The 12,417-nt window shown below is 57.9% G+C and carries 11 protein-coding genes; 3 read left to right on the top strand and 8 right to left on the bottom strand.

Features of this window, described 5'->3' with window-relative positions:
* Positions 1-13 precede the first annotated feature (13 nt).
* From HLG82_RS03855 to HLG82_RS03845, 3 genes are all read right to left on the bottom strand, one after another.
* On the bottom strand, positions 14-946 hold the full coding sequence (locus HLG82_RS03855; RefSeq protein ID WP_193327389.1) for a carbohydrate kinase family protein: 933 nt from the start codon (positions 944-946) through the stop codon (positions 14-16).
* 436 nt (positions 947-1,382) lie between these two features.
* Positions 1,383-1,556, bottom strand: a complete 174-nt coding sequence (locus tag HLG82_RS03850; RefSeq protein ID WP_193327388.1) for a hypothetical protein — start codon at positions 1,554-1,556, stop codon at positions 1,383-1,385.
* An 18-nt stretch (positions 1,557-1,574) separates the two neighbouring features.
* Positions 1,575-3,038 carry an NAD(P)/FAD-dependent oxidoreductase gene (locus HLG82_RS03845; RefSeq protein ID WP_193327387.1) on the bottom strand — a complete coding sequence of 488 codons (1,464 nt, stop codon included), beginning with the start codon at positions 3,036-3,038 and terminating at the stop codon, positions 1,575-1,577.
* 641 nt (positions 3,039-3,679) lie between these two features.
* Here HLG82_RS03845 and HLG82_RS03840 point away from each other — a divergent pair.
* Entirely contained in the window at positions 3,680-4,420 is a 741-nt protein-coding gene (locus HLG82_RS03840; RefSeq protein ID WP_193327386.1) for a phosphatase PAP2 family protein, read from the top strand.
* Here the strand turns inward: HLG82_RS03840 and HLG82_RS03835 are convergent.
* On the bottom strand, positions 4,394-5,095 hold the full coding sequence (locus HLG82_RS03835) for a DUF1287 domain-containing protein (protein WP_193327385.1): 702 nt from the start codon (positions 5,093-5,095) through the stop codon (positions 4,394-4,396). The genes HLG82_RS03840 and HLG82_RS03835 overlap by 27 nt on opposite strands.
* 603 nt (positions 5,096-5,698) lie before the next feature.
* Here HLG82_RS03835 and HLG82_RS03830 point away from each other — a divergent pair.
* Positions 5,699-6,709: an IS30 family transposase gene (locus HLG82_RS03830; protein ID WP_193326020.1), complete on the top strand. Its 1,011-nt coding sequence runs from the start codon at positions 5,699-5,701 to the stop codon at positions 6,707-6,709.
* Between the two features lie 326 nt (positions 6,710-7,035).
* Here the strand turns inward: HLG82_RS03830 and HLG82_RS03825 are convergent, their stop codons facing one another.
* The 4 genes from HLG82_RS03825 to HLG82_RS03810 form a co-directional block, all read right to left on the bottom strand.
* Positions 7,036-7,257, bottom strand: a complete 222-nt coding sequence (locus HLG82_RS03825; protein ID WP_193327384.1) for a helix-turn-helix transcriptional regulator — start codon at positions 7,255-7,257, stop codon at positions 7,036-7,038.
* Positions 7,254-7,700 carry a hypothetical protein gene (locus HLG82_RS03820; RefSeq protein WP_193327383.1) on the bottom strand — a complete coding sequence of 149 codons (447 nt, stop codon included), beginning with the start codon at positions 7,698-7,700 and terminating at the stop codon, positions 7,254-7,256. Before HLG82_RS03820 ends, HLG82_RS03825 begins: the two co-directional genes overlap by 4 nt.
* A gap of 112 nt (positions 7,701-7,812) precedes the next feature.
* A complete protein-coding gene (locus HLG82_RS03815; protein WP_246462251.1) occupies positions 7,813-9,225 on the bottom strand; it encodes an amino acid permease in 1,413 nt (470 codons plus the stop codon).
* 46 nt (positions 9,226-9,271) lie between these two features.
* The gene (locus HLG82_RS03810; RefSeq protein WP_193327382.1) at positions 9,272-10,474 is read right to left on the bottom strand and encodes a hypothetical protein; all 1,203 of its coding nucleotides are present in this window, start codon (positions 10,472-10,474) and stop codon (positions 9,272-9,274) included.
* A 115-nt stretch (positions 10,475-10,589) separates the two neighbouring features.
* Between HLG82_RS03810 and HLG82_RS03805 the strand changes: the two genes are divergently transcribed.
* The gene (locus tag HLG82_RS03805; protein WP_193327381.1) at positions 10,590-12,266 is read left to right on the top strand and encodes a fumarate hydratase; all 1,677 of its coding nucleotides are present in this window, start codon (positions 10,590-10,592) and stop codon (positions 12,264-12,266) included.
* Positions 12,267-12,417 lie beyond the last annotated feature (151 nt).

Raw genomic sequence — 12,417 nt, 5'->3', positions numbered from 1 at the left:
CTCGTAACGGGCATTAGAGACTGTCGAGTTCCTCGCGCGAGGGCGCATAGGCGCCCGTGTGCGCCACCGTGATACCCGCGTTGTGTGACGCACGGGTCAGCACGGCGACGATCTGATCCTGGCTCGCCTCGGCCAGCGGGGACGGCGAGCGGCCCATCAGCCCGGCGTCGAGAAGGCCCGAGATCAGGCCTGCCATGAACGAATCGCCAGCACCGACGGTATCTACCACCTGCGTGCCCCAGGTGGGCACCGACACCATGTCCGAGCTTCCCTTCCACATGGCCACCGCGCCTTGCCCGCCGCGTGTGACGACGACGAGGTCCGGCCCCAGATCGAGCCACCGCTGGCAGACGGACGCAAGCTCCTGCTCCGAAGCGTTCTCAAGGCCATACATCCACGCAATGTCCTCATCGGATGCCTTGACGAGGGTCGACATGGCAATGATGTCCTCAACAATCGGCACGGTGACGGAAGGCTCAGCCATGATCGCCGGGCGAATGTTTGGATCGTAAGAAACGGTGGCCTCCGGGTTTGCCGCGATCACCGCGCGCACGTGCGAGGCCCCGGGCTCCTCGGTGGCGCCGAAGCTGCCGGTGTGAATGTGATCAGCGTCTTGGAGATCCGCTCCCTCAGGGAGCCGCCATTCGATATCGAAGGTGTAGGTGGCGTTCGAATTCTCGTCCAAGGTGGCCTTCGCCGTCGACGTATGGCTCGCCAGGTCACTACCGTCCATGACCCGCACGCCGTTGATCCTCAGCCCCTCGGCGATGAGCTCCCCGTATGTGTCCTTGGCCCACCAGCTTCCCAACATCGTGTCATGCCCGTGGCGCGCAAGGCCGCAGGCGACGTTGTAAGGACTGCCGCCGGCACGTTCTTCAACGCACCCGGGCTGGTCGCGGCGCTCAATGAGGTCAACGAGGGCTTCTCCGAGGCAGAGTGTGGTCACAGGTTCCCGCTTTCATAGATCCGACCAAAATCGTGTACTACCAAGCGTGTCACAGATGCGCCGCCCGCGACGGTAGAAACAAACAAGTCGCGAGGATTTTCGGGAAATTCCTTCGCCCAACTTGTTACCGTCAGGGTTGTGATCGCAGGACGGGGCAGCCACCTGCGAGGGCCGGTCAAACCGCCGGCCTGAAGCCGCATTAAGCTGTTCCGCGCTGTAGTAATCTACGGCAGATTACTACAGCGCGGGCTACCTTAGCACAGCGGGAGTGGGCCACATCGCCGCTAGCCAGCGGGAGCGGGCCGGGACACCCCGGACGCACCGGAAAGATGTGGCACGGCCCGGCCGGGAGCCGTGCCACATTCACACCAGCCCAAACGCAATGTGGCTGGGAGACACTGTCACCTCCCAGCCACATTTCAGATCAGCCTAGCGGCTACATCTTCTTGTCGTGTCCCCTGACAACCATGCCCAACGTCCCGAGTGCGGAAGCAATGAAGTGGCCGAGCTGCCAGATCACGTTCTTACGGAAATGTAGGGTCAGCCGAGTAGGAACAGGAGCATCCTCATAGGTACGGATGATCGTCGGGTTATCTGCATTCGGATTCACGAGTGTCCCCTCCTCTTTTTATTCCGGAATGAGGGTCCAGCCCGGCAGGGCCTTCGCCTTGTAAATAAACAGATAGTGAAGAAATGTCTTCATCCAGTGACCAGACAAGCCCACCTTACCGGTCGTCAGCTTGGAATTACGCCCCCCGGTATTGGGGTACTTTTGGTTATTCGGAACAACCGGATACATCGCCATCGAAGCTGCCGAGCCATTGAGCATGCCACTGCCTGCCGATGCGACGCAGACGGCACCGAGACGAGCCATCGAAGCCTCATGAGCCGGCGCAGAATCTCCATTCTTGATGCGGTCACGAATTGTCAGAGCGACGGTCTTGCCCATTACGCCCGAGGGCATTCCAGTGCGCGGCGGCGCCGGAGCGATCGGGGTTCCCAACGCAGAAGTGCGCGGCTTCGAGATAGCATGTGGCGGGGCAAAGGCAATACCAACAGCAAACATGTTCGGATACTGAGGAACCTCGTACTTCTCCGGCCAATCTGTAGCGAGCCATTCGTCGTAGCTCTTGGGAGTGTAGTTGCCGTCAACCTTCATGAAGTTTGCCGGGTTGAACAGGCCCTCGATTGGCTTGCCATGCTTATCTACGGCTGACAGGCCCTGACCGGAGAAAGGCGGCAGGAGCATTGCGAAGTCGTACTTGAGTTCGTAAGTCTTATCATCGTCAACACGCTCGTACTTGATTGTGTCTTCAGTGATTTCCTTGCATCCCGCGCCGAGAATCGAGGCAACGCCACGTTCGGTGAAGATGGACTCGGTCCACATCTTCGAGGACTGTTTGAATCCTCGCTCGACGAATTGCATCCCACCGACGCCGAAATCGCCGAGTTCGTACTCGTTGGTGAGGTAGATCAGGTCGGCTTTATCGCGAACACCGTGACGCTTCAGTTCATGGTCCACGTTGAAGGCGTATTCGAAAGCTGCACCCTCGCAGGTACAGTTACCTGCGCCCATGCCGACAACGAGCGTTTGATGCTCGCCTTTCTTCATCTTCTCAATGGATTCAAGGAGCTTCTCGTTTGCCTCAACAGCGTGTTCAGCAGTGCAGACCGAGACAGTGTGTCCGCCCTCGGGACCCAAGCCCGGCGTGGCGCCAAAGTTGAGCTTGGGGCCAGTGGCGTTGACGAGGTAATCGTAGTGAAGGCGAGCTTCTTCACCCTCACGATTCGGGTCAGTGTAGACGATCTCAACATAGGGCCGCTCATCTGTTGCATCGCCTTCCGGATGGATTACGGTTGCTCGAGCTTGTTCAAACTGTACGCCCTTACGCTTGTAGATCGGTGCGAGTGGGAAGACGACGTCCTTCTTCCCCATGCGTCCGACGCCCACCCAAATATTCGATGGGATCCAATTCCAGTGCGAATTGGGACTGACAACAATAACCTTGTGATCTCTGCCTAGCATCCTCTTCAGATGCAAGGCAGTTGTGTGCCCGGAGATTCCCGCTCCGAGAACTACTACAGTGGCCATTTTTCCTCCAGCCATTTCTCTGCGCAGCATCGTTGCCGCTCTTTACCAATCATACCGCATACCCCGCGGGGTATGGGATTTTCTTCCAACAAAAACTTTCCCCGACGACGACCCGGCGACACTACCGCCACGAGACGCTCATCCCCACTCCCTAAGCACATATGCCAACCCCGGAAACTCCAGGAAACACCTTGCATTTCGACAGACACAATCCCGCAATACACCTCAACATAGGAAGGCGCTGTAGGCAGTCCACACAGACTGTTCACCCCCGAAAAGACGCGGTCGCAGGTCAATCCGAGTGAATTTTTCACAGTAAAGTCCTGAACAAGAGCACAGCCTTAAAGATGTTGGCCCGACACCCACAAAAGCCCGAATTTACAAGGTTAAACCCGAGCCTCACATAGCCAGCATGAGACCAAAGTCATAGGCAAGGTTTTCGGAAAGGCGCTATTGAGATACTTGGTGACCGGGTGATCTAGATACCCAACCCGGGACGCGCACCGAAGCTCCTTTTCTCCACGATTTGCACACAGGTTTACGACAGCGCAACGCCGAACAGGGTCCGCCCCCACAGGCTACGAAAATTAATGGAGTAAGAATGACCCGAGCCACCAGCCGAAGGGTAGACAATAGAGTTGATGCAAAAGAATCGACATAACCCACAAAGCAAATTTCTGGGCAACGCACCTAGCCAGCAATGGCTGTATCCCGCCGCAGTTTTCACAATCGCCGCATTGGTCACTGCTGTGTTGGTAGAAGGCGTGCTCCGCCGGGGTTCCCTGACGGTCTGGGACCCGCCTGTTACTTGTGGCGCATTAGGCTTGCGAGCACCATGGCTGACATCAATTGCACAGATTTTTACTTTTATGGGCACGGCATGGTTCCTTGTACCAGTGGCGGCCCTGCTCGTTGTCACGCTAATAGTGAAGGCGCAGTATTTGCAAGGTCTGATCGCCACATCGACGATGCTAACCGGGCTAGGGTTGACTTCCCTTTTGAAACACCTCATCGGACGCGACCGTCCGCCCTTCTTTCACCAAATAGGCGATTTTTTGGGATCGTACGCTTTTCCGAGCGGACACACGCTCAATACATTTGTCGTCATCGGCGTGCTCACCTATTTTCTCGCGAGGGGCCATCGGCGCTGGCGCAACGTACTCGTTATATTTTGGCTTATTCACGCGCTCTTGGTTGGGGCAAGCCGTATCTACTTGGGCTACCACTGGTTGACTGACATTCTGGGTGGTCTGGCAATTGGATTGGCCGTTCTTTGTGTGGGATATGCTGCTTTGCTCTTTACGACGGCCCAGCAGGCGCCTCATCAGCGCGATATTTGCTCAGCTAAAACAGACTCAGTTGGCTGTCCATGGCCTGAGTAAATCCGGGTCAATCTTGTTAGCGTCAAACCTGTAGTGACCAATGGGCTGATAACTAGTATCAATAGTGGCTAGTGGGCTTCCGAGGAAATTCTCTTCTCGATTCTTTTGACCACCGTTATGAATAAGGTAAGGAACACCCTTACTGCCGCGTTTTTCTGACACAATGCCGATGTGGTCAGGATTGGCAAAGATGACGATGTCCCCCGGCATCCACTGATCAATCCGGCCCACGTCGAGAGTCAGTTGCTGGGCATATTTGGCGAAAAAGACATGAAGGTTCTTCACTCTACGGAAATCGATATTGGGGTCGGGTTGGCTCGCGCGAGGATAATGCGTGGGGTTGGCAGCGATATCGGCGTCGACCATATCTTTAAGGGAATATCCAGCTTCACGAAAAGCTCGCCACACGACGTCGGCACACACCCCGACGTCTTCTGCCGGGTATCCACCTGTGACGTAGGAGCCGTCATAACGAGGGTAATTTTGCGCATCACGACGAGCGCCTCTAACAAAGTCCGTGTAGTCGTCTATCCCGTTGCGGTTGTAATCGGCGGGGGATCTCACGATGTCAATGCCGAAATCGGCGGCGGTCTTCTCCTGGTCAACACACCCTCCCAGAGTAAAGGCGAGACACAGCAAGCCAACGAGCGAGCAAAGGCGCGAAAGCTTGACCATGTTTTTAGGATATCGTTTACCCCCCGCCACGAAAGACCCAAGATGCCTGCCAGTGTCAGACGGCGGCCTGGAAAAGCGTATCGCCGCAATTAGCCCCATATGCGCCCCTATCTGCCAAGAGTTTGTGGGGGTAGCAGGGAGCCCTTTTGTTGGTAGGTTCCAGGGGTCAATGCACTACTTTTTGGAGTGTGTTGAATGGTTGGTAGATCGCCGATTCGGCCTTATTCGCAGTCGTTTCGTGATCATGCGGTGGCCTTGGTTGCTTCTGGACGTTCGTGTGCAAGTGTTGCTCGTGAGTTGAAGGTTAATTGTCACTCGGTTCAGGTCTGGGCTCGTGGGGCGGGTTTAGTGTTGGTCCGTGGGCAGGGTGGGCCGGCGCAGGCTCGTGCGGCTGCTAGGGTACGGGTGTGGCAGTTGACGGCTGAGGGCTTGCCGGTTGCCGAGATCGCGAAACGGGTTGGTCATAGTCCGAACTGGGTTCGTGGGAAACAGGCTATGTTGGGGCCTATGGTTGAAGTTTTGCAACGGGGCCGTGTTGGTGGGGCCACGGTCGTGGCCAGTGTTGACCGGGTTGGTAATGGCAGGGTTGGTCGAGGCCGGCGTATGACGCTTGAAGAGCGCGTGGCGATCGGGTTGGGGTTAGCTGATGGTAAGTCGGCTCGGCAGATCGCTTTAAGTTTGGGGCGTAGTCCGTCATCGGTGACGCGTGAGATTAATCGTGGTGCTTTTCCTGATGGTTCTTATGATGCTCGCTGGGCTCATCAGTGCGCTCATCAGCGTCGTTCTCGTCCTAAGCCGGGCAAGCTTACTACCCATGTGGCGCTGCGTCAGAAGGTGGTTGAGCTGTTAAATAAGCGTTATTCTCCCCAGCAAATCAGTGTTCGTTTGCGTCATGATTATGGAGATGATCGGCAGATGCGTGTGTCTCATGAAACGATTTATCAGGCTTTGTATGTTCACGGGGGTGGGGCATTACGGCAAGAGCTTAAACGGGAGAAAGGACTGCGTTCGGGTCGTCAACGGCGTATTGCTCGTTCTGCTCTTGCTGGCACTCCCGGGCGCGGGCGTAAGACGTGGGTCGAGGGCGCTTCAATCGATTTGCGCCCCCACGAGGTCGATGGGCGCCTGACGCCAGGTCACTGGGAAGGAGATTTAATTATCGGTGGTGGTAAGGGCAAGCACACAGCGCTGATCACCCTAGTCGAGCGCTCTTCACGGTTTTTGCTGATCGCTCGTCTTGGGGTGAGCCATGATTCACCGACCGTGATTGAGAAACTGACCCAGATGGTTCAGACCTTGCCCAGTAAGGCCTTCTCCTCGATCACCTGGGATCAAGGTAGTGAGATGGCGCAGGTAGCCCAGTTCAAGGTCGATACCAATATCAAGGTCTACTTCGCTGACCCGCATAGCCCGTGGCAGCGTCCGTCGAATGAACGCCTGAATCGTGATATTCGTGAATACTTCCCCAAGGGAACTAACTTCGCTGACATCACCGACGAGGAAGTCGCTTTCGTCCAAGACGAACTCAACGACCGAGCCCGAGTTGTCTTGAACGGAATGACCCCACGTGAGACACTGGCCGAGTTGTTAAAAAATGATGCATCGACCCCCTGAATCTCCCGTTATTGGGCACGAGAATTCTGGGTCATTGAGGTTCTGGAAGCTGGCGAAAGATCGTGAACACCGATCCATACACGGCTCTGGTGGGGCCCAAGTTCATGCTTCGTGCCGGGTGCTTCCATGCTGGGCCTGCCGGCAGAGCCCGGCCTGCCGAAACCGCAATGAGCTGTTTGGCACTGTACTAATCTGCAGCAGATCGACACAGCGCCAATCTCCTTAATGCGGCACGAGCACTAAGGACGGCGCCAGCGAAGACGCAAGGGTCGCACCCCGCCTGAGCAACTAACACCCCGGAACCAACCACAGACCGCCAAAATCAATTAGACCGACTCATGAAAGGTTGACAAGCATCGGTCGGGGAAGAAAACCGCTTCGATTGTTTTCCCAAAAACACACGCAATGTCAAAAGCAAGGGGTAGCGAAGGATCGAAACGTCCCTTTTCGATAGAGATAATCGTTTGTCTACTCACCCCCAATTTGTCGGCGAGTAGCTGTTGCGACCAGCCTCGTTCTCTGCGAAGCTCGACGATGTCGTTCTTCATGCTCCACGCCGCTTTTGAATGAAATACGCGACGGCAAACACCACGACGCTAAAGAGAGCCACCGCGAGAAGAGTAAACGAAATTTTTTCCTCATTGAGTGCTGCAGCAATCGCCGATCCCCAACCACTGACATTAAGAAGTGCAAAGAAACTGATTTGAGCCGCTTGTCTATGCCAGTGACTCTCAACGCTCACCTCAGGGTGAGCAATCGCGCCCGTGAGCGTGGAGCGATCAACAACGATAGCCCACGCGAGGGCGATGCCGATCGGCGCTGTCATCGCTGCCATGACTGCGAAATATAGGACGACATCTTCCGCCTGCAACCCACGAATCAAGCTGAAGATGACCCCCAGCAAGATCCCGATCAGAACGCCAAGCGGGATGGCGACGAGCATGGCGGGGCGGCCGGCCGGGGTACGCCCCCAGCGTGTTTGCTTCTTCATAGCGATGCCTTTCTTCGAGCCCGAAAAACCAAGAGTGGTGCGTGAACACCACTCTAATGTCAAGCACCCTTGACGTCAAGGGTGCTTGACATATTGGTTTTATGGACACACCTCAGGCATCACGGCTGGCGAGCGACTCGACAAGCAGGTCACGAGGCTGAGGAAGATCGCGAGTGCGATGCAACGCCCAATAACCGGCACAAAGCGCCACAATGTAGGGAATGCCCGCGTACCACACGATCGGAAGCAGCCAATACAAGGCGATGAAAATGGCGATGGTGGCAACGAGCGCGAGAACGTTCGTCACCGGGCTGCCCCACAACCGATTTTCGGGCAACGGGAGCCCAGCGCGCGCACGCTTGCTCCGGAAGGCCAAGTGGGTGGCCATCACCATGACCCACGTGACAAGAATGCCGATGGTCGCCATGCCGTATAGCCACATGAAGACGTTACCCGGGCTGAGAATCGCCAGGGCAGCCGCAATCGCCATGCCGACCATGGCAAGAAGAACCGCACCGCGCGGAGCACCCTTAGCGTTGGTATAGGCCGCAAAGTGCGGGGCCTCGCGATCGACGGCAAGCGAATGGAACATGCGGCTTGACGAGTAAAGGCAGCCGTTAGCGGCCGAAAGAGCAGCAATAATCAGCACGGCATTCATCAAGTGCGACGCGCCCGTCACGCCCGTGAGAGCAAGGACCTTGACGAACGGCGACTGCTCGACCGTGCCCGTCTCGGCCGCGGTCTCGGTCCACGGCTGGAGCATCAGCACCACGAGGATGGCACCGACATAGAAAATCAGCAAACGCCAGATCATCGTGTGCGCGGCGCGCGGAATGTCACGCTTGGGGTTGGCCGTCTCGGCCGCCCCAACAGAAACATTCTCGATACCTCCGAAGGCAAAAACAGCCATACAGGCGGCTGCGAGCATGCCAGTGACGCCCTTCGGCATGAACCCGCCCTGGTTGGTCAGGTTCGCGACCCCTGCGGCGTCGTGCCCTGGAACCGCTCCAAACACCACGGCAAAGCCCAGCAGGATGAAGACGACGATGGCAACGACCTTGATCATGGAAAACCAGTACTCGCTCGAGCCGTAAAGGTGAACGGAGAACATGTTCAAAGCGCCGATAAAGGCTGAACACAGAATTGTCCCCAACCACAGCGGCAGACCCTCAAACCAGTAGGTAAGGTAGGTAGCCGACGCGACGACCTCCGCACCAACAGCGACCATCATCGTGATAGCGAAGTTCCAGCGCGTCACGAAGCCACCAAAGCGTCCCAAATAGGCGGCCGCCACCGCGCCATGCCCGCCGGGCACGGGGTGAACAGTCACCATTTCCGCCAGCGCCCACACGATCGCGAGTGCAAGGGCCCCCGCGATGGCATAGGAAAAGACGGTGGCAGGGCCCGCCAAAGCAATGACGGATCCGGAGCCGAGGAAGAGGCCGGTGCCAAGCGCACCAGAGAGCGCGATCATGGCAACCTGGCCAGACGTTAGGCCACGAGTAAGCTCAGATGTAGTTTTCACGGGCTCGATCTTAGCCCGGCGACCGCTCGTGGCGCTTCTGAGTCCATCAGGCAGGCAATCGGTGCGTTCCCTCCGGCGGTCGGCGGCCGCCGTTCCACAGCAAGGGAGCAAGGCCAACGATGAGAGCCTTGTAGCCGTCATCCCGTTCTTCCGGATCACCATCCATGCTTTCAGCGTAAATGACCCCAACATCGCTGACGGCGAGCGTTGCCGAAAACCCATCGCCGTTTAATAACGTGACAACGATATTGAAGCTACGTGATTGGACAACGTTGGTCTCCCAATCCCAGTCAGTCTCTATCTCGATGAAGCGCACGAGACCGCCCTCCCAGGCGGCGTGAGCCACGCTCGTCCATCGATCTACCGTCTCGATGAGCACCTCGCCCGAATAAAGTCGCTGCGGCTGGTCGTTGCGGTGGCGACGCAAGAGCGAGGCGAGCTGCTTCGTGATACCGTTCGCAAACCCGGGATGCGGGCCCTCGTACCAGACGTCGTCGTCAACGCTGTATCGGGCGAGGATATCGACCGTGGCCGCCCACGGCTCATGGAAGTTTGTGCCATGGAACCAGAGCTGTTCCTTCTCACTCCCCTCACCGAGCACGTTGCCAATGTCAGTCTTGGCGATCCGCATGACCGAAAAGGTCGGCCCTTCCTCACGCTCGTTGTACAGCCTATCGAGGGGAAGGATGTCGAAACTCCATAGCTCATCGAACCACGCATGGAACAGGTCTCCATTTCGCGACAGCCTGAATAGGCCGGGAGGGAAATCGGGGGCCGCCATAGCCGCGTGGATCGGCCACGGCGTGAACGAAGGCTCGATCTCATCCGGCTCGACCAGGAGGTTGCCAAGGTCAGGAAGCCCGCGCGGGTAGTCGTCGTCGGCGCTCGCGAATTCGAGGAAGGAGATCATCCCGTTGTCGATAAAGAGGAGCACGACGACGTTTGAGTTCCATACGCTCGCGCTGAGCACGACGCGCTCGGGGGCCTGCGGGCCCAACTCGTTGCCGTATTCGTCGACCCCGCCCCGCCAGGCCGGAAACGCCTTATCGCCGGCATGGTCCCACACGCGCACCCCGTCGTAGGCGAAGTTCAAACATGGGCAGTCCGGCACGTCGCAGCCTTCCTCGGCGGTCAAGTGCGGAATTTGGCCACGGAGGAATTCCCGGTCAACAACGTCGCCTTCCGCTGGTTCGCACACGTCGATCAGAAAGTCGAGAAAACGCCTCTCAGGGGCAGTGAAGTTACGCATGGCGCAACACTATCGTGTTGGCGGTCAGAAAACTTCCGGGCCGTAAAGCCCGGAAAGAGTCGAGCAAAACCAATATCCTTGAACGCGAGGGTTTTCCTAGTAGAGAGAAAAAACGATGGACGACATCAAGTACAAGGACATGCTCCCCGTTGGACCGGACAAGACGGAATACCGCCTCATCACCACCGAAGGTGTTGAGACCGTCGAGGGTCCGGACGGGATGCAGTTCCTCAAGGTTGACGAGAGCGCACTGGAGCTGCTCGCCGAAACCGCATTTCACGACATCAACTTCTACCTGCGCAACGCCCACCTGCGCCAGGTAGCAAAGATCCTTGACGATCCCGAAGCCTCCCCCAATGACCGCTTCGTCGCCAAGACCTTGCTCCGCAACGCTTACATTGCCTCCGAGGGCGTGCTCCCCATGTGCCAAGATACTGGCACCGCCATTATCAAAGGCGAACGCGGCCAGCACGTGCTGACACCCGGCGTTGACGAGCGCGCGCTCTCCCGCGGCGTTCAGGCCACGTACGGCAAGTACAACCTGCGTTATTCCCAAAACGCTCCCCTCAGTATGTATGAGGAGAAGAACACCAAGACCAACCTGCCCGCGCAGATCGAACTGTATGCGGACACTAAGCCCGGCCACGAGAACGAATACCATTTCTTGTTCATGTCCAAGGGCGGCGGCTCGGCCAACAAGTCCTACCTGTACCAGGAGACGAAGGCCATCTTGAACCCCGACTCGATGATGCCCTTCCTCGAGAGTAAGATCCGCTCGCTGGGCACCGCGGCCTGCCCGCCCTACCACTTGGCGATAGTTATCGGAGGCACCTCGGCCGAATACGCGCTCAAGACGGCCAAATACGCCTCGGCCAAGTACCTCGACGAGTTACCCACGCACGGCGGCGAAGAGGGCTACGGCTTCCGCGACCTCGAGATGGAGGAGAAGGTCCTCGAACTCACGCGTCAGATCGGCATTGGCGCCCAGTTTGGTGGCAAGTACTTCTGTCACGACGTCCGAGTGGTTCGTCTCCCCCGCCACGGCGCTTCTCTTCCGGTGGCCATCGCCGTCTCCTGCTCGGCCGACCGTCAGGCCAAGGGCAAGATCACGCCGGAGGGCGTCTTCGTCGAGCAACTCGAGTTCAACCCGGGCCAGTTCCTGCCCGAGACCACCGACGCCGAGATTGGCCATGCGCAAGGCGACGACGTCGTCAAGATCAACCTCAACCAGCCGATGAAGGACGTGCTCGCTGAGCTGACCAAGTATCCGGTCAAGACGCGTCTGTCGTTGACCGGCACCATCATCGTCGCCCGCGACATTGCGCACGCCAAGATTCAAGAGCGCCTCAACAACGGCGAGGGCATGCCACAATACATGAAGGATCACCCGGTCTACTACGCCGGCCCGGCCAAGACGCCAGAGGGTAAGCCCTCCGGATCCTTCGGTCCGACGACTGCCGGACGCATGGACCCGTATGTCGACCCCTTCCAGGCCGAGGGTGGATCGATGATCATGCTGGCCAAGGGCAACCGTTCCCAGCAGGTCACCGACGCGTGCAAGAAGCACGGCGGCTTCTACCTTGGTTCCATCGGTGGCCCCGCAGCCCAGCTTGCTGAGGACTGCATCAAGCACGTCGAGTTGCTCGAGTACCCCGAACTTGGTATGGAAGCCGTGTGGAAGATCGAGGTCGAGGACTTCCCGGCCTTCATCGTCGTCGATGACAAGGGCAACGACTTCTTCGCCGGTTCCCAGCAGGTTGCGGTCACGCTCGGCAAGCGTCCCGCGCTGTAGAGTAGCGGACGCGGCGCGGGCCCGCGGCTGCACGGCCTCCTAAGCACCCGCCTCCGGCTGCGCGACCCCGAGGCCTCGCGGCTGTACTAAAGTGATTGCCGCTGTATTAACCTACGCCAGGTTAATACAGCGGCAATCAGCTTAATGGTGC

This window comes from Trueperella pecoris, from assembly GCF_014926385.1.
Taxonomy (GTDB): Bacteria; Actinomycetota; Actinomycetes; order Actinomycetales; family Actinomycetaceae; genus Trueperella; species Trueperella pecoris.
Note: the sequence above shows the minus strand (reverse complement) of the source record. Positions and strands in the feature narration are given on the sequence as shown.

Excerpts from the sequence above, each read along its gene's own strand:
- HLG82_RS03845 (WP_193327387.1), bottom strand. The coding sequence starts at position 3,038 with ATGGCCACTGTAGTAGTTCTCGGAGCGGGAATCTCCGGGCACACAACT.
- HLG82_RS03840 (WP_193327386.1), top strand. The coding sequence starts at position 3,680 with ATGCAAAAGAATCGACATAACCCACAAAGCAAATTTCTGGGCAACGCA.
- HLG82_RS03835 (WP_193327385.1), bottom strand. The coding sequence starts at position 5,095 with ATGGTCAAGCTTTCGCGCCTTTGCTCGCTCGTTGGCTTGCTGTGTCTC.
- HLG82_RS03830 (WP_193326020.1), top strand. The coding sequence starts at position 5,699 with ATGACGCTTGAAGAGCGCGTGGCGATCGGGTTGGGGTTAGCTGATGGT.
- HLG82_RS03825 (WP_193327384.1), bottom strand. The coding sequence starts at position 7,257 with ATGAAGAACGACATCGTCGAGCTTCGCAGAGAACGAGGCTGGTCGCAA.
- HLG82_RS03820 (WP_193327383.1), bottom strand. The coding sequence starts at position 7,700 with ATGAAGAAGCAAACACGCTGGGGGCGTACCCCGGCCGGCCGCCCCGCC.
- HLG82_RS03810 (WP_193327382.1), bottom strand. The coding sequence starts at position 10,474 with ATGCGTAACTTCACTGCCCCTGAGAGGCGTTTTCTCGACTTTCTGATC.
- HLG82_RS03805 (WP_193327381.1), top strand. The coding sequence starts at position 10,590 with ATGGACGACATCAAGTACAAGGACATGCTCCCCGTTGGACCGGACAAG.